The organism is Pseudoduganella sp. GW821-FHT12E03, from assembly GCF_058807115.1.
In genome coordinates, this window is the sequence record NZ_JBXAQJ010000011.1 from 122,481 (window position 1) to 142,406 (window position 19,926).

Annotated in this window: 18 protein-coding genes and 1 riboswitch; of the genes, 7 read left to right on the plus strand and 11 right to left on the minus strand. The window is 63.1% G+C overall.

Going from position 1 to position 19,926, the window contains the following annotated elements; genetic code table 11:
- The first annotated feature begins 67 nt into the window (after positions 1–67).
- The 3 genes from AC1RRC_RS25740 to AC1RRC_RS25750 are packed head-to-tail and all read left to right on the plus strand — an operon-like array spanning position 68 to position 2,086.
- Entirely contained in the window at positions 68–697 is a 630-nt protein-coding gene (locus AC1RRC_RS25740) for a helix-turn-helix transcriptional regulator (protein WP_493058583.1), read from the plus strand.
- Complete coding sequence (locus tag AC1RRC_RS25745) at positions 687–1,121, plus strand: RidA family protein (protein ID WP_493058454.1); 435 nt, start codon at positions 687–689, stop codon at positions 1,119–1,121. Before AC1RRC_RS25740 ends, AC1RRC_RS25745 begins: the two co-directional genes overlap by 11 nt.
- Entirely contained in the window at positions 1,118–2,086 is a 969-nt protein-coding gene (locus AC1RRC_RS25750; RefSeq protein ID WP_493058455.1) for a threo-3-hydroxy-L-aspartate ammonia-lyase, read from the plus strand. Before AC1RRC_RS25745 ends, AC1RRC_RS25750 begins: the two co-directional genes overlap by 4 nt.
- 148 nt (positions 2,087–2,234) lie before the next feature.
- Here the strand turns inward: AC1RRC_RS25750 and AC1RRC_RS25755 are convergent, their stop codons facing one another.
- Positions 2,235–2,876: a Rossmann-fold NAD(P)-binding domain-containing protein gene (locus AC1RRC_RS25755; protein WP_493058456.1), complete on the minus strand. Its 642-nt coding sequence runs from the start codon at positions 2,874–2,876 to the stop codon at positions 2,235–2,237.
- A 197-nt stretch (positions 2,877–3,073) separates the two neighbouring features.
- Here AC1RRC_RS25755 and AC1RRC_RS25760 point away from each other — a divergent pair, with 197 nt between their 5' ends.
- Positions 3,074–5,662 (plus strand): bifunctional aconitate hydratase 2/2-methylisocitrate dehydratase, encoded by a 2,589-nt coding sequence (locus AC1RRC_RS25760; RefSeq protein WP_493058457.1) that lies wholly within the window; start codon positions 3,074–3,076, stop codon positions 5,660–5,662.
- Between the two features lie 170 nt (positions 5,663–5,832).
- Here the strand turns inward: AC1RRC_RS25760 and AC1RRC_RS25765 are convergent, their stop codons facing one another.
- Positions 5,833–6,798: a CHAD domain-containing protein gene (locus AC1RRC_RS25765; protein WP_493058458.1), complete on the minus strand. Its 966-nt coding sequence runs from the start codon at positions 6,796–6,798 to the stop codon at positions 5,833–5,835.
- 54 nt (positions 6,799–6,852) lie between these two features.
- A complete protein-coding gene (locus AC1RRC_RS25770; protein ID WP_493058459.1) occupies positions 6,853–7,158 on the minus strand; it encodes a hypothetical protein in 306 nt (101 codons plus the stop codon).
- Between the two features lie 200 nt (positions 7,159–7,358).
- Here AC1RRC_RS25770 and AC1RRC_RS25775 point away from each other — a divergent pair, with 200 nt between their 5' ends.
- On the plus strand, positions 7,359–8,999 hold the full coding sequence (locus AC1RRC_RS25775) for a methyl-accepting chemotaxis protein (protein ID WP_493058460.1): 1,641 nt from the start codon (positions 7,359–7,361) through the stop codon (positions 8,997–8,999).
- A gap of 19 nt (positions 9,000–9,018) precedes the next feature.
- Here AC1RRC_RS25775 and AC1RRC_RS25780 read toward each other — a convergent pair whose 3' ends face one another.
- The 6 genes from AC1RRC_RS25780 to AC1RRC_RS25805 form a co-directional block, all read right to left on the minus strand.
- Positions 9,019–9,759, minus strand: a complete 741-nt coding sequence (locus tag AC1RRC_RS25780) for a hypothetical protein (protein ID WP_493058461.1) — start codon at positions 9,757–9,759, stop codon at positions 9,019–9,021.
- Positions 9,760–9,870: 111 nt separating this feature from the next.
- A complete protein-coding gene (locus AC1RRC_RS25785) occupies positions 9,871–11,601 on the minus strand; it encodes a sensor histidine kinase (RefSeq protein ID WP_493058462.1) in 1,731 nt (576 codons plus the stop codon).
- 3 nt (positions 11,602–11,604) lie between these two features.
- Positions 11,605–12,339, minus strand: coding sequence for a substrate-binding periplasmic protein (locus tag AC1RRC_RS25790; RefSeq protein ID WP_493058463.1), 735 nt, complete (start codon positions 12,337–12,339; stop codon positions 11,605–11,607).
- 38 nt (positions 12,340–12,377) lie between these two features.
- Complete coding sequence (locus tag AC1RRC_RS25795) at positions 12,378–13,280, minus strand: helix-turn-helix transcriptional regulator (protein ID WP_493058464.1); 903 nt, start codon at positions 13,278–13,280, stop codon at positions 12,378–12,380.
- Between the two features lie 33 nt (positions 13,281–13,313).
- Entirely contained in the window at positions 13,314–13,850 is a 537-nt protein-coding gene (locus AC1RRC_RS25800; RefSeq protein WP_493058465.1) for a YbhB/YbcL family Raf kinase inhibitor-like protein, read from the minus strand.
- Positions 13,851–13,960: 110 nt separating this feature from the next.
- Positions 13,961–14,854, minus strand: coding sequence for a LysR family transcriptional regulator (locus tag AC1RRC_RS25805; RefSeq protein WP_493058466.1), 894 nt, complete (start codon positions 14,852–14,854; stop codon positions 13,961–13,963).
- Positions 14,855–14,949: 95 nt separating this feature from the next.
- Between AC1RRC_RS25805 and AC1RRC_RS25810 the strand changes: the two genes are divergently transcribed.
- A complete protein-coding gene (locus AC1RRC_RS25810) occupies positions 14,950–15,468 on the plus strand; it encodes a hypothetical protein (protein ID WP_493058467.1) in 519 nt (172 codons plus the stop codon).
- A gap of 3 nt (positions 15,469–15,471) precedes the next feature.
- On the opposite strand, the gene AC1RRC_RS25815 is transcribed toward AC1RRC_RS25810, so the two are convergent.
- Positions 15,472–16,350 (minus strand): LysR family transcriptional regulator, encoded by an 879-nt coding sequence (locus AC1RRC_RS25815; protein WP_493058468.1) that lies wholly within the window; start codon positions 16,348–16,350, stop codon positions 15,472–15,474.
- 109 nt (positions 16,351–16,459) lie between these two features.
- Between AC1RRC_RS25815 and AC1RRC_RS25820 the strand changes: the two genes are divergently transcribed.
- The gene (locus tag AC1RRC_RS25820) at positions 16,460–17,530 is read left to right on the plus strand and encodes an alkene reductase (RefSeq protein ID WP_493058584.1); all 1,071 of its coding nucleotides are present in this window, start codon (positions 16,460–16,462) and stop codon (positions 17,528–17,530) included.
- Here AC1RRC_RS25820 and AC1RRC_RS25825 read toward each other — a convergent pair.
- Positions 17,519–19,477 carry an adenylate/guanylate cyclase domain-containing protein gene (locus tag AC1RRC_RS25825; protein WP_493058469.1) on the minus strand — a complete coding sequence of 653 codons (1,959 nt, stop codon included), beginning with the start codon at positions 19,475–19,477 and terminating at the stop codon, positions 17,519–17,521. The genes AC1RRC_RS25820 and AC1RRC_RS25825 overlap by 12 nt on opposite strands.
- 136 nt (positions 19,478–19,613) lie before the next feature.
- A riboswitch (cobalamin riboswitch) is annotated at positions 19,614–19,830 on the plus strand.
- Positions 19,831–19,926 lie beyond the last annotated feature (96 nt).

Below are 19,926 nucleotides of genomic sequence, written 5' to 3' on the forward strand. Positions count from 1 at the left end.
TGATACCCGGCCAAAGGGAAATGGTTCAATGCTTGAAAATTTATCCGAAACTGGATAAAGTGTCCAAATCATGAGGAAAACCCCCGAACAGACCCTGTTGCTCGGCCAGCTCGAACAGATCGCCGAAGGCCTGGGCAAGACTTTCGCCCCCTTCTGCGAAGTCGTGGTGCACGACTTGCTGGATCCGAAGCACGCGGTGGTCGCGATCGTCAACAACCTGTCCGACCGCGCAGTGGGGCAGCCCGCCACGGAACTGGGGCTGGCCCGCATCCAGGACCCGGATTACGCGCCGGTGATCGCCAACTATCCGAACAAGTTTGCCGATGGCCGCCTGGCCAAGAGCACGTCGATCGGCATCAAGGATGCGGAAGGGCGCTACGTTGCCGCGCTGTGCATGAATGTCGACCTGACGTTGTTCCACAGTTTCCAGAGCGCGATGGGACAGTTTGTCGCGGTCGACAGCGGCGGCGCGCCGAAAGAATCGCTCGATCCGTCCGGGGCGGACGCGATCCGCGCGCGGATCGACCAGTTCGCGGCCCGGATGGCGTCGTCGCCGCGCACGCTGAAGGCGCGCGAGCGCAAGCTGTTGCTGCAGGAATTGAAGGATGCGGGCTTGCTGGACGTGCGCCGCGCCATGGAAATCATTGCGGAGCACCTGGGCGTGTCGCGCGCCTCGGTGTACACCTATGCCAAATAATCCCGGCGCCGGCATCGTTTGCAAGAACAGCGAAGACCTGTTCCAGCCCGCCGGCCATTATTCCCACGTTTGCATCGCCAATGGCTTTGTCTATCTGTCCGGCCAGTTGCCGCTGGCGGCCGATGGCGCGCCGTTGACGGACCGGCCGTTTGACGAGCAGGCCGCGCAAGTGCTGCGCAATATCGATGCCTGCCTGGCGGCGGCCGGCGTGGACCGGCGCAGCCTGGTGCAGGTGCGCGTGTATGTCACCGACATGGCGGACTGGCCCGCCTTTAACCGCTTGTACGCGGCCTGGATCGGTGAACACCGTCCGGCGCGCGCGGTGGCCGGTGTCGCCGCGCTGCATTACGGGCTGGCGCTGGAAGTCGATGCCATTGCGCTGGCGGCCCAATCCACGTTAACCACCTTGAGAGACTCCCTATGAACACATTGAACTTGCCGACCTATGACGATGTCGAACTGGCCGCAGGCCGCATCGCCGGCGCCGCCCACCGCACCCCCGTGCTGACGTCGCGCACCGTCAATGCGGAATTCGGCGCCGAAGTGTTTTTCAAATGCGAAAACCTGCAGCGCATGGGCGCATTCAAATTCCGTGGCGCCTATAACGCGCTGTCGAAGTTTTCGCCCGAACAGCGGCGCGCCGGCGTGGTGGCTTTTTCGTCCGGTAACCATGCGCAAGCCATTGCCTTGTCCGCGCAATTGCTCGGCATGCCGGCCACCATCGTCATGCCGCACGATGCGCCCGCCGCCAAGGTCGCGGCCACCAAAGGGTATGGCGGCAACGTCGTGCTGTATGACCGTTATAAAGAAGACCGCGAACAGATCGGGCGCAATCTCGCGGAACAGCACGGGCTGACCCTGATTCCACCCTATGACCATCCGGACGTCATTGCGGGGCAGGGCACGGCCGCCAGGGAATTGTTCGAGGAAACCGGAGCGCTGGACGCGTTCTTTGTCTGCCTGGGCGGCGGCGGCCTGCTGGCGGGATCGGCGCTGGCCACCCGCGCCCTGTCGCCGCAATGCAAGCTGTATGGCGTCGAACCGGAAGCGGGCAACGATGGGCAGCAATCGTTCCGCTCCGGCAGCATCGTCCATATCGACACGCCGCAAACCATCGCCGACGGCGCGCAAACCCAGCACCTGGGCCAGTACACGTTCCCCATCATTCAACGCGAGGTTGACGATATCCTGACCGTGTCCGACAACGAGCTGGTGCAATGCCTGCGCTTCTTTGCCGAGCGCATGAAGATCGTGGTGGAGCCGACCGGCTGCCTGGGCTTCGCGGCGGCGCGCCAGATGAAAGACCAGTTGCGCGGCAAGCGGGTCGGCGTGCTGATCAGCGGCGGCAATATCGACCTGGCGCGGCTGGGCGGCTTCCTGGCCGCGTAACGGAAGCGGCAGCGGGCGCAATGGGCCGTTGGCGGGACCGGCGCCGCGTCCCCGCAAGATGCGGCACGCCTATGCCGCGCTTATGCCCAGCCTATGCCTCGCTAATGTCCCGCTAATATCCCGCTAATATCCCGCTGTGGCGCACGCGCTAGCGCATCGCCCCCGATAGCAAAACCGTCTTGCCGGTGGCGCCGGGCACCGCTTCCAGCAGCGCCCGCGCCACTGCGGATGCCCGGATCGGCTTGTAATTGCCGGGTATCAGGAATCCCAGCATTTGCCCGATCGCATAGCCCCATTCCTCGCCCCGCCGCACCGGCTGTCCCAGCGCGTCGCGGTTGCCCACCAGCAGGGAAGGGCGGGCAATGACGATGCCGTCAAACGGCAACTGTGCCAGCGCGTTTTCCAGTTCGCCCTTGACCCGGTTATAAAACACGGACGACCCCGCATCCGCGCCCATGGCGCTGACCAGCCCGGCCCGCGTTGCGCCGGCCGCCAGCGCCGCGCGGGCCACCGCCAGGTTGGCGTCGAAATCCACCGTGCGGAACGCCGCCTGACTACCAGCCACCTTGATGGTGGTGCCGAGCGCCAGGTAGACTTCGTCGGCGTGCGGCAGCGCGGGCAGGTTGGCGAAGTCCACGACGTGGGCCACCAGCTTCGGATGGGTGAGCGGCGGCGGACGCCGGCCCAGGCTGTGGACCTGGCCAACCGTGTCGTCGGCCAGCAAGCCTTGCAGGATGGATAGTCCAACCAGGCCGGTGGCGCCGGCAATGATCACTGTACGTTTTTGCATGCCGGAGGTCTCCTGTTGCCGTCGCTGCCATTATCGACGCGCCTGCCGGGATGTTGCAAGGTGGCCGGATTCCACGCAACTTTTCTTATCTTATGTCTTATAGAAGACTTGTTGATGTACAATACCGGTAAGAACACATAGAAAAACAAAAAACGTTATTGCCTCGACAACTTTTCAACTTTCTGAGAAAGCTTCCAATGTTAGCTGCTTACCGCACCCACGTCGCTGAACGCGCGTCCCTCGGCATTCCGCCGCTGCCACTGTCCGCTGCCGAGACCACGGGCCTGATCGAACTGCTGAAGAACCCACCGGCCGGCGAAGAAGCCTTCCTGGTCGACCTGATCACCAACCGTGTTCCCGCCGGTGTGGATGATGCCGCCAAGGTCAAGGCCGCTTTCCTGACCGCCGTGGCCAACGGCACTGAATCGTCGCCGCTGGTGTCGCGTGAACTGGCGACCCGCCTGCTGGGCACCATGCTGGGCGGTTTCAACATCAAGCCGATGATTGAATTGCTGAACGACGACGTGGTCGGCGACGTCGCCGCGGAAGGCCTGAAAAAGACCCTGCTGATGTTCGACTATTTCCACGATGTGAAAGAGCTGGCCGACAAGGGCAGCGTGCGCGCCCAGGGCGTGCTGCAATCGTGGGCCGACGCGGAGTGGTTCACCTCGCGTCCGGAAGTGCCGCAAAGCCTGACCCTGACCGTGTTCAAGGTCTCCGGCGAAACCAACACCGACGACCTGTCGCCGGCGCCGGACGCCACCACCCGTCCTGACATCCCGATGCACGCGCTGGCCATGCTGAAAAACGCCCGCCCAGGCATCAACCCTGACGAACCAGGCAAAGTCGGCCCGATCCAGCAGATCGAAGCGCTGAAAGCCAAGGGCAACCTGGTGGCCTACGTCGGCGACGTGGTCGGCACCGGTTCTTCCCGCAAATCCGCCACCAACTCGGTGCTGTGGTTCACCGGCGAAGACATTCCATTCATTCCGAACAAGCGTTTCGGCGGCGTTTGCCTGGGCAACAAGATTGCTCCGATCTTCTACAACACCATGGAAGACGCGGGCGCACTGCCAATCGAACTGGATGTGTCGCAAATGGACATGGGCGACGTCATCGAACTGCGCCCATTCGAGGGCAAAGCCCTGAAAAACGGCGCCGTGATCGCTGAATTCAAAGTCAAGTCCGACGTGCTGTTCGACGAAGTGCGCGCCGGCGGCCGTATTCCCCTGATCATCGGCCGTGGCCTGACCGCCAAGGCGCGTGAATCGCTGGGCCTGGCCCCATCGACCCTGTTCCGCCTGCCGCAAAACCCGGCCGACACCGGCCGTGGCTACTCGCTGGCACAGAAAATGGTTGGCCGCGCGTGCGGCATGCCGGAAGGCCAGGGCATCCGTCCAGGCACCTACTGCGAACCAAAGATGACCACCGTCGGTTCCCAGGACACCACCGGCCCGATGACCCGCGACGAGCTGAAAGACCTGGCTTGCCTGGGCTTCTCGGCCGACCTGGTGATGCAATCGTTCTGCCACACCGCCGCCTACCCGAAAATCGTGGACGTGAAAACCCACCGCGAACTGCCAGCGTTCATTGAAAACCGTGGCGGCGTGGCCCTGCGTCCGGGCGACGGCGTGATCCACTCGTGGCTGAACCGCCTGCTGATGCCGGACACCGTCGGCACCGGCGGCGACTCGCACACCCGCTTCCCGATCGGTATTTCGTTCCCGGCAGGTTCCGGCCTGGTGGCGTTTGCCGCCGCCACCGGCGTGATGCCGCTGGACATGCCTGAATCCGTGCTGGTGCGCTTCAAAGGCACGATGCAGCCGGGCGTGACCCTGCGCGACCTGGTCAACGCGATTCCGCTGTACGCGATCAACCAGGGCCTGCTGACCGTCGACAAGAAAGGCAAGAAGAACATCTTCTCCGGCCGCATCCTGGAAATCGAAGGTCTGGCTAACCTGAAAGTCGAGCAGGCATTCGAACTGTCCGACGCGTCGGCCGAGCGCTCCGCCGCCGGTTGCACCGTGCACCTGGATAAAGCGCCGATCATCGAGTACATGACCTCGAACATCACGCTGATGAAGTGGATGATCGCCAACCACTACCAGGACAAGCGCACCCTGGAACGCCGCATCAAGGCGATGGAAGCCTGGCTGGCCAACCCGCAACTGCTGGCGCCGGACGCGGACGCCGAATACGCCGCCGTGATCGAGATCGACCTGGCCGACATCCATGAGCCGATCGTGGCTTGCCCGAACGACCCGGACGACGTGAAAACCCTGGGCGACGTGGCCGGCGCCAAGATCGACGACGTGTTCGTTGGCTCGTGCATGACCAACATCGGCCACTTCCGTGCCGCCGCCAAGGTCCTGGAAGGCAAGTCCGACATCCCGGTCCGCCTGTGGGTCGCGCCACCGACCAAGATGGACCAGCAAGTGCTGACCTCCGAAGGCCACTATGGCACCCTGGGCCGCACCGGCGCGCGCATGGAAATGCCGGGCTGCTCGCTGTGCATGGGTAACCAGGCGCAAATCCGCAAGGGCGCCACCGTGATGTCGACCTCGACCCGTAACTTCCCGAACCGTCTGGGTCTGGAAACCAACGTGTACCTGGGTTCGGCTGAACTGGCCGCCGTGTGCTCGGCCCTGGGTCGCATTCCGACCAAGGAAGAGTACATGTCAAACATCGGCGTGCTCGACAAGAACGCCGCCGACATCTACCGCTACATGAACTTCGACCAGATCGAAGAGTTCCGTAGCGTGGCCGATACCGTGCAAGTGCAATAACCGGCCGGTATGACCTGAAAAAGGGCTTCCCGAGGGAAGCCCTTTTTTTATATCACCGCAAATCGTGGAAGAAGCCAACGTAGGGCGGCTTTTACAAAGCCGCCATGCCTGCACAACGGTGCTGCCCGCGCCGGCGTCGGCGCATGCACGGCAGCCTCGCAGAGTCTGCCCTACAGGGTGAACTTGCCACGATGCTGGATGAGCTTCTTGATTTGGCCGTGCCCGGCTTGAGCAACCGCCGCCAGGTAGCCCCGCGCATACGCCGCCGCCGGCGCGGACACTCCCGCTTCCCGTTCCAGCAGCGCCAGCAGCCGGTCGGCGGTGGCCAGGTCGTTCAAGCGGCCCAGGGCATCCTGCAGCGCGGACATGCGCCGCACCTGCCGCTTCAGCGCCCGGGCCGGCAACAGCGCCTGGAAAAACTCGGCCGCGTAACGGTACTTCTTGGCCGCGATGCGGACCCGGTGCAAGTGTTCCGTATCGTCCGGGTCGGCCTGGCGCAACAGCTTGCGCAAGCGCCGCCGCGTCCTGTCCAGTAACGGCGCCATTGCCTTGCGGACAGGGCGCGCCAGTTCGCCCGTCTGCGCGCCATCCTGAAGTTGGCCCCAATCCCGCCCGACGATCCAGCCCGACAGCGCCGTGAACAGCCGTTTACAACGCTGGGAACGCAGCGCGCGCCGCACGGCATGGTGGGCGACGGCCGCATGCACGCCCGCACTGTCGCGCAGCGCTTGCCGCCCCGCGTGCCAGTCATCGCCGCCCACCTGCTCCAATGTTTCCGCCATCAGCACATCCCAGTCGCGCGCCGTGCCCAGCAGGGCGGACAGCCAGTCCAGGTCGCGCCGCAGCGCCTCGGGCAATTGCACCTGGCGCTGAAACAGCGCCAGTGCCGCGCGCAGCCGCCGCAAGCCGATCCGCATCTGATGCAGGCCTTCCGCATCGTCCGCCAGCACGCCGGCCACGTTGGCTTCCACCTGTTCCAGGCAATTGTGCAGGATGCGCTGGAGCGCCGCTTCCAGCGTGAGTTTGGGGGACAAGGCGATCGGGCGCGCTTTGACGGCCGCCGGCGGAGGCGGTCCATCCGATGCCGGAGGTGTTGCCCGAGGGGCGATGGTGGCGCTGGCCAGTGCGATTTTCATGGTGAGCCCTGCATCCCGATGGGCCATCTTAAGCGATGGCCGGCCCGGCTGGCGCTAGGTGTCGGAACTGTAATGGCGGCACATGCTGACCAGCGGCGCCACGTCGGCCGCATCGGGTCGTTGTTGCAACACTTCGATCACCAGCTGGATTTGTCCCCGGCTGGGCACGATTTCAATCGGGCTGTGCTCCATCCAGCCGATCAGCAACGGCGCCAGTTGATCCGGCGGGAGGTGCCGTACTTCCTTGCGGGTGGGGACGCGCAGATTGACAAGGGGGCGCTGGCGCTTGCCATCGGCGCTGCGGCGTTCCGCAGCCTGGATGTTTTCAACCGGGACGCCAAACCGGTCTGTATCATGCATGTGTTCTCGCATCACGTTACATCACGTCAAATTGTAGCGCTAACAAAGATTGTTATTTTAGCACAATTTGCTGCCGCTTGTCGTGAAATGACTACAGCTACCGAAGTTCACCTTGTGATACCGGCTAGCTTTCCGATAGTGTTCCCCATCGGAAACTGCCAGCGTATAACAGGCCCACCGACCCTATTTTGGAGACGGCAATGCAACGTTCGATGTCGCTGAAGCACACCATTTTCCTGTTTGTCTTGCTGGTGGCGGCGCTGGCCGGCCTGACCTTATGGGGGTTGTTGCAAATCACCAGTGCGCAGGCCAAAGTCAGCGCCGCGCACGCCTCGCGCTACCAGTCGTACCTGCTGGCCGACGAGTTGCGCCAGAGCTCCGATGACTTGACGCGGCTGGCCCGGACCTTCGTTGTCACGGGCGATGCCGCCTATGAGCGCCAGTATTTCGACATCCTCGATATCCGGTCAGGCAAAAAGCCGCGCCCGAACAACTATGAGCGCATTTACTGGGACTTCGTGGCGGCCGGCGAACCGGCGCCGGCGCCGTCCAGCAAAAGCGTCGCGCTGCTGGACTTGATGAAGGAAGCGGGCTTTACCCAGCAGGAACTCGCCAAGCTGCAGGAAGCGCAGGCCCAGTCCGACGGGCTGGTGAAGGCGGAAACCATCGCCATGAACGCCGTCAAGGGACTGTATGAAGACGGCCAGGGCGGCTACACGAAAAAAGGCGCGCCGGACCTGGACACGGCGCGCAAGCTGACCCATGACGCCACGTACCACCGCAACAAGGCGAAGATCATGAAGCCGGTGAACGAATTCTTGCAAATGCTCGATGAACGCACCGGCAAGGCCGTGCAGGAAGCGGAAGCCGCCGCCAACGCCGCCTACCGCACCACCTTGTCGCTGCTGGGTTTTTCCGTGCTGGCGTCGGCGCTGGCCATGTTCTGGCTGTACCGTAGCCTGATGCGCCAACTCGGCGGCGAACCCGCTTATGCGGCCGACGTCGTGCGCACCATTGCCGATGGCAACCTGGAGGCGGAACTGGCGCTGCGCCATGGCGACCATGGCAGCCTGCTGTTCGCAATGAAGCAGATGAAAGACAAGCTGGCGTCGGTGGTGCAGGAAGTGGCCAGCGGCGCGCAGGCGCTGGCGCAGGCGTCGGAGGAAATCAATTCGACGTCGCAATCGCTGTCGCAGGCGACCAACCAGCAAGCCGCCAGCGTGGAAGAGACCAGCGCTTCGGTGGAACAAATGTCGGCATCCGTATCGCAAAACACGGAAAACGCCAAGGTCACGGACGCCATCGCCTCGCGCGCGGCGGCCGAAGCGGGCGAGGGCGGCCATGCCGTGCGCTCGACCACGGAAGCCATGCGGCAAATCGCGAAAAAAGTCTTGATCATCGACGACATCGCGTACCAGACCAATTTGCTGGCGCTGAACGCCGCCATCGAAGCGGCGCGGGCCGGCGAGCACGGTAAAGGCTTTGCCGTGGTGGCGGCCGAAGTGCGCAAGCTGGCCGAGCGCAGCCAGGTGGCGGCGGCGGAAATCGGCGAAGTCGCGGGCAACAGCGTGGGATTGGCGGAGCGGGCCGGCAAGCTGCTCGATGAAATGGTGCCGAACATCAAACGCACGTCCGACCTGGTGCAGGAAATCACGGCCGCGTCGGAAGAGCAGAATGCGGGGCTGGAACAAATCAACGGCGCCATCATGCAGTTGAGCCAGACCACGCAGCACAACGCGGCGGGCGCCGAACAACTGGCGGCCACCGCCGAGGAAATGAGTGCGCGCGCGGAGGAATTGCAAGCGGCGATTGCCTACTTCCACGTGGGCGGCAAGAAATAGAACCTGCCACGGTGGGCGGTCAGCCCCCGGTATTTTGGAACTCAAACTCCAGCAGTGCCTCATCGGGCCAGTTGGCGTCATGCACCGGCGCCAGGTAGACCTTGCCGCCGCTTTCCAGCAAGTGGTCCGGCAACTTGCTGCGCTGGCCGTCATGGACCAGGTACATCGCCGCAATCGCCTGTGGCGCGATGTAATCCACCTTGATGCGCGACGTCAGGCACGGCTTGCCGGCCGCATGGAACAGTTGGCGGATCACGTACGGCGTTTCATATTGTTCAACCGCCCAGCGCACCGCGCATTCGAGCCGCAGGTCGCCGAGCCGGCGCGCGTTGGCCGGGACGCCGGGGCTGTGGATGTCCGGACGCCAGCGGAATGTGCCTGGCTTGCGGTTCAAGAACAGTTCCGCGTCTTCTTTGGTGGCGGCGTCACTGCGCGGGACCGTAAAGGTTCCATCGACCTCAACCGGAACGGGGATGCTCAGTGTATCGCCGGCGATGCGCAGCCGGATATCCTGCAGCGATGCGTTGGCGGCTTTGGGCAGCAGCACGAAGCGCAGCGCCGCCGCGGGCGCCAGGCGGTGCTGTTCATCGAACGTGTCGAGGCCCGCGGTGAAGGCGCGGTAGGTTTTCCAGTCGGGGTCTTTGCTGCTGCTGACGACGACCGCGCTGGCGCCGGTGTCGGGCATGGCTTCATTGCCGGCAAATGCCGGCAGCGGCATGCACGGCAGGGCAAGAAAAATCAATTGCAAAACGCGTTTCATGAAAGGCCCGCTTGAATAAGGAGCCCGCATTAAACCAGAGCGGGCCACCCGGCGCCACTGCCAACTTTGACAGTACAGCGGCGCGGCGAACCATGTGCCGGCGGTTGGCGTTCAGCCGGAACCCTCGCGCGCCGGTGGCGCCACGCACGGCACGCTGATGATGAAGCGCGTGCCATGCCCCGGCGTGCTTTCCACCTGGATTTGCCCACCCAGCAAGCCAGTCACGATGTTATGCGTGATATTCAATCCCAGCCCCGTGCTGCCGGCGCCCAGTTTGGTGGTAAAGAAGGGATCGTAAATGCGGTTGAGGATATCGGGGGCGATCCCGGCGCCATCGTCGGTGACCACCAGTTCGACCCAGCCGTCGCGGCCGCCACGGCCTTCGATGGTGACCGCGCCGCTGCCGCGTTCATGGAAGCCATGGATCACGGCGTTGTTGATCAGGTTGATCAACACCTGTCCCAGCGGGCCCGGATAGCTGTCCAGCGACAATCCGGTTTCTATGTGTGGCGCCACGGTGTAGGGCGTCTTGCGCAAGGTCGGCATCAGCGCATCGATGTTTTCACGCACCACCTGGGCCAGGTCGAAGGTGCGGCGCTGCGAGCTGGTCTGGTCCACCGCGATTTGTTTAAAGCTGGTGACCAGGTCGGCGGCGCGGATGATATTGCGGGTCAGCAGTTCACTGACGGTGGACGCTTCCTGGATGAAGCGGTCCACTTCCGAGCGTTTCAGGCCGGACGAGAAACTGGCGGCAAACCGGTGCACGTTGTCGTTCAGGGTGGAGGCGGCCATCAGGCTGTTGCCGATCGGCGTATTCAATTCGTGCGCCACTCCCGCCACCATGGAACCGAGCGCGGTGAGTTTTTCGTTGCGGGCCAGTTCTTCCTGCGCCCGCTGCACCGTGTCCAGCGCCTGCGCCAGCTGGGCGTTGGTGTTGGCCAGTTGCTGGCGGTCGTGTTCCAGTTCCATGGTGCGCTCGGCCACGCGCTGTTCCAGCGATTCATTGAGCAGGCGGATCTTGGCCTGTTCATCCTGCAGCCGCGCGACCAGGTCCGCCTTTTCCGCAATGCCGGTGCGGATATTGGCGGTCATTTCATTGAGCTTGGCCGCCAGCAAGTGCAATTCGTTGCGGCCCCGGTCTTGCAGCACGATCGGGTCGCCCAGGTTGTCGAGGTTGATGCGGCCGACGAAATCACTGAGCTGGCGCAGCGGCCGCCCCAGCCAGCGCCGCACCACCAGCAGGAAAATGAACCACAGGGCCAGGGTCTTGATGACGGAATTGACCACGATGAGCACGAAGCCATGTTCGACCTGGCGCACAATGACGCGCTGGTTCGAGTACACGGTCCAGGTGCCGATGTTTTTGGACTCGCCCTTTTCGTCGACAAAGACGACCGGAAAATCGCGGCTGAACATCTCTTCAAAGAAGCCGTCGCCGGCCGTGGCGGTGGCCAGGCGGCCTTCCGCGTTGGCGCGTTTGCGGACGCCGTCGGCGTCGGCCACGGTGCCCATGGCGCGCACCAGCGCACCACGTTCATCGATGACTTTCACGCCCACCACGGCCGGCATTTCCGCCATGCCGGACAGGATGCCGCGCAGGATATCGTCATTGAAGCGCCACATCGCGTCGGCGATGCCGGGGCCGAAGGTCTGCTGCATGGCGGCCAGTTCCTTTTCGACGCGGTTGCGGGTGTGGGTATATTCCGCGCCCAGCTGCAGCGCGGTGACCACCACGGTGACCACGAAGTAGCAGCTGAAAATAATGCGCAGCAGGCGTGCCGCGATCGAGTCGATCAGGGGCGGCGTATTGTCCGGTGAATTATGCGACGCATTGAATGCCATGCCTTAAAACCACTTCGCTTCGATGGCGCGGTATCGGGGACTGTTGCGCAGGATGGCGTAGCCTTCATTGAATTTTTTCAGCAGGCGCGCGCTGTCGGGCGCGCTCTTGCTGAAGGCGATATACAGGCCCGGCGTGGCCACCGTGCCCACCAGTTTGAACTTGCCGCCGAATTCCGCCGGGAATCGCGCGAACAGCGCGTTGGCGATCCGCTCTTCGGCCGCCATGAATTCAATGCGTTTGGCCAGCAGCATTTTGAAGCCCTGGTCGTTCTTGTCCACCACCTTGCGGATGATTTTCGTGTTCAGGTCGAATGCATCGCCGTATTCATAGCCGCGCTCCACGCCCACCGTGCGGCCTTCCAGCCGGGACGCGACCATGCCGCTGTCGGTGGAGCCGGCCAGCGCATACACGTTCATGCGGGTGGTAAACAGGGGCAGTTCGGGCCACAGGTACTCTTTGGCGATCATGGAATTGGGCACGGCGTCGAAGCACGCCACCAGCGTTCCGGCCCTGGTGGCGGCCATGCAGCGGGAATAGGGCAGTACGTCGAATTTCGCGGTTATGCCGACCAGCGCATAGGCTTCGCGCACCACGTCAACGGCAAAGCCCCTGGCCTGGCGGTCCACCACGGAAGAATAGGGCGCCCAGTCATCTTCGGCGCCCAGGGTGACGACTTCACCCGCCAGTGCGTGGCACAGGGTAAACAAGCACAGCAGGCTGCATAGCAGGGATTTCATAGGGGAAACACTTGGTCGGCTGACCCTGCCAGTATCCGTCAAGCGGTGCTGTCAAGCAATTCACAATCAGTGCGGCAGGGCGGGTTTGAAAGGGATGTCGTGGAATGGCTACAGCGACTACCGCGTTGCAAGGCCGTGCGCATCCTGGTTTTCCGCAATGCGCTGGGCGTGATGCCAAACAGTTGCTTGAATTTTTCCGTGAAGCGCGACTGGGAATCGTAGCCGCACAGGTCGGCGACGCGGCCGATCGGCTGCATCGTGGTTTGTATCAGGTGCAGCGCGTGACCCAGGCGGGTCCGGTTGACGATGGCATGCAGGCTGGCGCCTTCTTCCTGCAACTTGCGGCGCAAGGTCGATTCGCTGACGGCCAGTGCGGCCGTGAGGCGCCTGGCGCTCCAGTCCCCGGCTATGTCCGCGCTGATCATGCGGTGCAACTGGTGGCTGAAGCTGGGCGGCGCCGCCATGGCGGCAATCCCGTGATGGCCGGCCTGGTACAGCAGTTGCAGCAATTCCTGGCGGCGGAAGCGCCAGGCGGCCGGCGGCGCGTAGGCGGACCATTCGACGAATTGCAGCAGGGACCTGGCCAGCACGTCCTCCAGCCGTCCCTGCAGGTGGGGTTGGGCCGCGCCTGGCGCAGGCTGGAATTGGTGGAAATCGCTGTACTCGAAACCGATCAGCAGCGCGCAATATTCCTCGTTGACGGGAATATTGCGCATGTCGATGGTGGGGCTGTTGGGCAGGAACACAAAGCCGCCGGCCGGACACACCACGTCACCGCCCCGGCCAAGCTGCTTGACCCCGGCCAGCACGCAGATCAGCAGCGGTTGCCCGATGGGCGCGTTGAGGATGTGCTGTTCCTGGACTGACGTGTAGAGGGAAAAAGGCGGCGCCGCGGCCGTGTCCAGTGTGGCGTATGCCGCCGCTTTCAATTGCTCCAGCATCGCGCATCTTCAATCGGGAAAAATAGTATTTTATCAATCCCGTTGATACAGCGCTTCGATCGTGCTGGAAGCCAGCGCATGGGCTTTCACCATGTACCCCGCCAAGGCGCCGGAAGCCTCGCCTGGCAAGTCCAGCTTTTTCGACAGCGCATACACGGTGAACTGGTAGCGGTGTATGCCGTGCCCCTTGGGCGGACAGGCGCCGCCGAAGGCCGCCACGCCATAATCATTTTTAATGCTGGTGCTGCCGGCCGGGGTACTTGCGCCAGCCGGCAGCGTGGTGACGTTTTTCGGAATATTGACGACTTGCCAGTGCCACCAGCCGCTGCCGGTCGGCGCATCGGGATCGTAGGCGAAGACGGCATAGGCTTCGGTGCCGGCCGGCGCGCCTTGCCACGACAGTTGGGGCGAGCGGTTGCCGCCACCACAGCCAAAGCCCTGGAATTCCTGGGCGGCGTTCATGATTTTTCCGTGGGCGATGTCGGTGCTGGACAGGGTGAAGGTCTCGGCCTGGACCGGGGCGGTTGCCAGTACGGCGAGCGGGAAAATAGTCTGGAGGAGGTGGCGCATGCGTGCAATCCCTGGTTCTTGAGTTGAGAAAGCCGCAGCTTACGGCGCTGGAGCCCGGGATGTTAGTGCAAAAACCGTCAACTTTTATCCACTTCAATTATCCGTTTCATTTACGCTTTCGCGCGGCGCCCCTCGAACAAGTCCGCCATCTCCCGCAAGCCCGCCGTCAGGCATTCCAGCGCGGCCGACACGCGCGGCACGCCGCGCAACTGGCGTGGCGTCAGCAGCCACAGTTGCGAGCGGAAGTCCGTCAGCAATGGCGACACGCGCCGCAGATGCGGACTGGTGTCGCCCAGGTAGCACGGCAGGATGCCGATACCCAGCCCGGTTTCCAGCAGCCGCGCCACGGCCAGCGTGCTGGAACAGCGTATGGCCGCGCGCCGCATCAGGCCCTGGCTCTGCAGCCAGCGCGAGGATGCCAGGTGCGCCAGTGTGTCGTCGACCGTGATCCAGGTTTGCTGGTGCAGGTTGTCGTCGGACACGGCAGGCCAGCCCAGTGGCGCATAAATCGCCACCTCGATATGGCACACCACGCGGCCGATCAAGTCGCCATCGGGTTCGCCGCCCGCGCGCAGCGCGATATCGGCTTCGCGCTGGCGGATATTGGCCAAGCGTTCTTCGACCACCAGGTTGATGCTCACTTGCGGCAAGTCGCGCCGGCACTGGGCCAGCAGCGGCGGCACGATGCCGGGCACCATGGTTTCCGTGGTGGTCAGGGTCAGGCGGCCTTGCGCGGCCAGGGCGCTGTCGCGGTCCAGTTCCTTCAGGCGCTGTTCAAACTCTTCGGCCAGCGCCAGCAGCGCGGCCGCCGCTTCCGTGGGCCGGTAACCCTGGCGGCTGCGCTCGAACAGGGTGGCGCCGACGGCAACTTCGATGTCGCGGATGCGCCGGAACAGCGTCGGATGGCTGGACCCCAGCATTTCCGCGGCTTTGGACAGGGAACCGTGGCGGGCGACCGCCAGCACGACCTGGAAATCATTCCATGCGAGGTGCTGGGTGTTCATGCGTTGTTCACCGGTGAAATCGTGTCGTTCATGTGATGGCTGTCGGCGACAGGCAAGGGTGGAGACAATGGCTTCATTCTTACAGGAGGTTCAACATGTTCCGTCACATTGTATTCGCATTGGCTTTACTGGTTGGCAACAACGTTACTGCATCGGAATCGGCTGCCTGCAGCACGGCCGAGTATAAGCAGTTTGATTTCTGGATTGGTAACTGGGAAGCACTGGACCGTGACGGCAAGCTGCTGGGACATACCCTGATTGAAAAGATCGAGCAGGGCTGTGTGCTGCAAGAGTGGTGGCGCGGCAATGGCGCGGAAAACGGCGCCGGCACCAGCCTCAGCATGTATGACCGCAAGCATAAGCTGTGGCGCCACGTGTGGAACAGCGCCATGGGCACCTTCGCCCCCATCGATGGCGGCATGCAGGGCGGGCGCATGCTGATGACCGGGTACCTCGTCAACAGCAAGGGCGAGCGCGAATTCCACCGCACCGTGTGGGAACCGGTGCCGGGAGGCGTGCACCACCGCTGGGATTCCACCACGGATGGCGGCGTGACGTGGAACGTGATTCATGAAGCGTGGCTGCGCCGTACCGATAAAGTGCTGCAGAAATAAGTCCTATCCCAGCAGCCCGGTCAGGAATTCAATAAACCGCTGGGTTTTCGCCGGCAGCAGCCGGGTTTCCGTCACCGCGTAGACCGGCACGTCCGGTCCGCGCCAGCCGGGCAGCACGCGGACCAGGGCGCCGGCCGCCACGTCGCCCGCCACGATTTCCGGCGCCACCAGCGCGATGCCCATATCTTGCAGCGCCAGCCGCTGCATCATGCCGATGCTGTTGACGTGGAAGCGGCCATGGACGGCCACTTCCACGGGGCCGCCGGCGGCGTCGCCATGCAGCCGCCAGCTTGGCGGCTGGCGCAGCATCGGCAGGCATTCATGATGGGCCAGGTCTGCCGGGTGTTGTGGCGTGCCGGCGCGGGCGAGATAGGCGGGCGACGCATACAGGTAACGGGGCAGGTCGGCCAGCTTGCGGGCGATCAGCGTGGAATCGGGCAGTTCCCCCATGCGGATCGCCAGGTCGAACGGTTCGGCCACCAGGTCGACCTTGCGCGGTGTCAGGTCGAGTTCAAAGCGGATGCCGGGATAGCGCTGCGCAAAGGCGCCCAGGTGCGGCGCCAGGAAAATCGTGGCGAAATCCACCGGCACCGATACCCGCAGCAGGCCGCTGGGCTGCTCCAGCATCTCGCCCAGTTGCTGGTGCGCCAGCCGCGCTTCTTCGACGATGCGGTGGCAGCGCTCGTAATACAGCAAACCCGCTTCCGTCATTTCAATGCGGCGCGTGGTCCGGTGCAGCAGGCGCAGGCCGATGGCTTGTTCCAGGCCGCTGATGCGGCGCGACACCGTGGCAATCGGCATGCCGATCGCTTCCCCGGCGCGGCGGAAGCTTTTGGCTTTGACCACTTCGACAAACAGCGCCATGTCGTTCAGTAATTCCATGTTTGATTGATTCATTGGTGGATCAATGTTCTCCAAAATACCATATTTATCTCATCAGGATCGTGGGCGATGATGGCGGCATGCCTCCCACCCTTACAAGGAATCCATGATGAGCAAGCTGTTTGAATCCGTCACCATTGGCCGTTACACCCTGCAAAACCGCCTCGCGATGGCGCCGATGACGCGCTCGCGCGCCCAGGCCGATGGCACGCCCGGTGCGCTGACGGCCGAGTATTACAGCCAGCGCGCCAGCGCGGGCCTGATCGTCACCGAAGGATTGCAGCCATCGGACGACGGCCAGGGTTACCTGTTCACGCCGGGCATTTACACCGATGCGCACGTCGCCGGCTGGAAGCAGGTCACGGACGCCGTGCACGCGCGGGGCGCGCGCATCTTTTTCCAGTTGATGCACGCGGGCCGCATGTCTCACCCGGACAATACGCCGCACCACCGCCAGGGCGTCGCGCCGTCCGCGATCGCCCCGGGCACGGGCATGTTCACGATGACGGGCATGCAAGAGATTCCTGCGCCGCGCGCGCTCTCCACCGGGGAAGTGCGGCAAACCGTGAACGACTTCCGCCATGCCGCGCGCCGCGCAATCGACGCGGGCGCCGACGGTGTCGAACTGCATGGCGCCAATGCCTACCTGATCCAGCAATTCTTTGCGCCCAGCGCCAATACCCGCACCGACGCCTATGGCGGTTCGCTGGAAAACCGCGCCCGCTTTGCGATTGACGTGGCGCGCGCGGTGGCCGAGGAAATCGGCGCCGACCGCACCGCGATCCGCCTGTCGCCCGGCGCCACCCTGTGGGGCATCGACGAGGGGGCGGAAGGGCCGGACCTGTACCGCTACCTGATTTCGGAACTCGACAAGCTGGGACTGGCCTATGTGCACGTGATGCACCAGGGCGACGAAGCGCTGCTGGCCGACATCCGCAAGCTGTGGCGCGGCACCTTGGTGCTGAACCGTCCGGGCCGGCCGCGTGAACTGGTGGGCAGCGATGTCGCCACCGGCCTGGCGCAAGTGGAATCGTATGGCCAGATGGCGCTGGCCAACCCGGATTTTGTCGAGCGCCTGAAAACCAATGCGCCAATGAACGACGCCGACCGCGCCTCGTATTTTGGCGGCGGCGCGCAGGGCTACACCGACTATCCGGCGCTGGCCCTGCTAGCCGGCTGAGACCGTGCAAGGCTGGGGCGCCAAAGCACGCTCCCCAACGACAAAGTACATGTCGATGTCGCCTTTTCCTTTTGCCGCCACTTTGCCACGGTATTCGCAATGGAAGTGTTCACGGGCCAGATCGCTGGTGTAGGCCGAGACGTTGACCTTGCCCGCTTCGCCAGAGCTCTCCATCCGCGACGCGATATTGACGGTGTCGCCCCAGATATCGAATGCATATTTGCGCTTGCCGACCACGCCCGCCACGACGGGGCCTGAATGGATGCCGACCCGCAGCATCCATTTGAAGGTGGCGGTGCGGTTGCGCTGTTCGATGTAGGCCACCATTTTCAATCCCGCACGGACGCAGCGCTGTGCATGGTCGGGACACGCTTTGGGCAGGCCGGCTGCCGCCATATAGGCGTCGCCGATGGTTTTGATTTTCTCGACACCGCATTCGTCGGTAATGTCGTCGAACGCCGCAAAGATTTCGTTGAGTTCCGCGATCATGCGGTCGGCTGGCATGGTTGCCGCTGCATTTGTAAACCCGGCGAAGTCCGTGAAGAGGACGGTGGCCGACTCGTGCCGTGCTGGCGCGGCTTGGCCTTTTTTTTCAAGCTCATCCACCAGTTCAATGGGCAGGATGTTATAGAGCAGCTCCCTGGTCCGTGATTGCTCGCGTTGCAGTTCGCCAGTGCGCTCCAGCACTCGCTGCTCCAGTTCCTGCTCGGAGCGGCGCAGCGCGTCGACTTTGGCTTGGCGCGCTTCCAGCATCTGCAAATGTTTGCGGTAAACCTTGTCGGCGAGCGCAAGCGCCGTCACGAACAGTTCAAATGCGGAAGCCCACATAATGTAAACCAATGGCATCGCATGGCCTTGGCTCACATGCCAGGTGCAGTAGATCGCTGCGAACGAAACAGGAAGGTAGGCCACAATGACAAAGCGGGCGGCGCGATTTCCTTGCCGCGCAACCATGTAAACGGCGGCAAGCATCAGCGGCAAAAGCGGGGAATAGGCAATGATCCCGAACAGATTGATGCGTTGCAGAGTGGATGCGGATGCCGGGAAGATGGCTGGAAACGCCGTGGCCGTCAGTTCGGCGGCAATCAGCGCAGTCGTGACGCCAGCCGTTAACACGACAGCGCGCCAGGTACGGGGCACGGCGTTGGGGGCGTCAATCAGCCGGGAAATAAACATGCATGGGAATATGACGCTGAGCGCTACCGAACCACTCCATGTTATCTGGGCGAAAACCGGCCAGTCAGGCCAGAATTCCCGGAATGCCGACCCGTATCCACCGACGTTACAACAGACGGCAAGCGCCACCGCAAACAGTGACAGGACATAGTTCAAATGATTTATATCCCGCAGGTAGGCCCACAACATCAGGTTCACAATGGCCAGCGCGGCGGCCATGCCCAGATAGGCGCTCCATTGCATCGATTCGGACCGTTGCTGCGCCTCGAAATCGGCAGGGCGCCATAACGATAAATGCATGGCGATGTGCTGGTAGCCCGTGGAGCGTACGCGCAGATAGACCTGTACTGGTTGCCCTGCCTGGACGGCAATCGGGAATACGAAATTGTCAGTCAACAGCGGACGGTGGGAGAATGGAAAACGGCTGCCTGCCTCCATGTGCCGGATTTGCCCGTTCGGCGCAATGACGTAGACATCCGCCTCCTGTACGGTACGGTTGCCGGTATCGAGCCAATAGACGGTGTTATCAGCGCTGGCAATGTCGATGCGTATCCAATGTGCGGCGGTGGAAAAGCCAGGATTGGGGTGCTGCCGTGTGAAACGATGGGCAAATAATGGTGAACGTACCGCATCGATTTGCAATCCGCCGTCAGGGTCTTCCAACACCCAGGACTGCTGTGACAAATCCGTCGGTGCGGCCGCCGCCGAACCGACGCAGAGCAGGCAGAGTACTGTCCACAATACGTTCAACAGCGTTCGGATCGGATGCATGGCAAGGCCTTTGGGTCAACAAATTGAGGCGCAGAATCGCACAGCCACACGCGGATGTAAACCACACGGCAGGCAAATAACGCGTCCCAGGCGGTTTTCCGGCGGGCTAGCCCGCTACTATGATTAAAGGTACAATGCCGCCCATAACGTGTATGGTGCCCTCCCGCTTGTCTGCCGGAGGGTGAAACGGGAAGCCGGTGACGTGCGGAGTTTTCATTCCGCGCCAGTCCGGCGCAGCCCCCGCTGCTGTATGCCTGACGACTTCGATCGTACGCCACTGTGCTTTGCACGGGAAGGCAGGATCGGAGGAGGATGACGGCAAGCCAGAAGACCGGCCATCACGATGCATTGTGCAAAACCCGGGGTGTTGGTTTTGCCGGTGGGCGGTTCGTATCTTTTCCTGTTCTTCGTTGCCGCGTGCTTTGGTCACGCGGCGTCTTTGCGCGTTC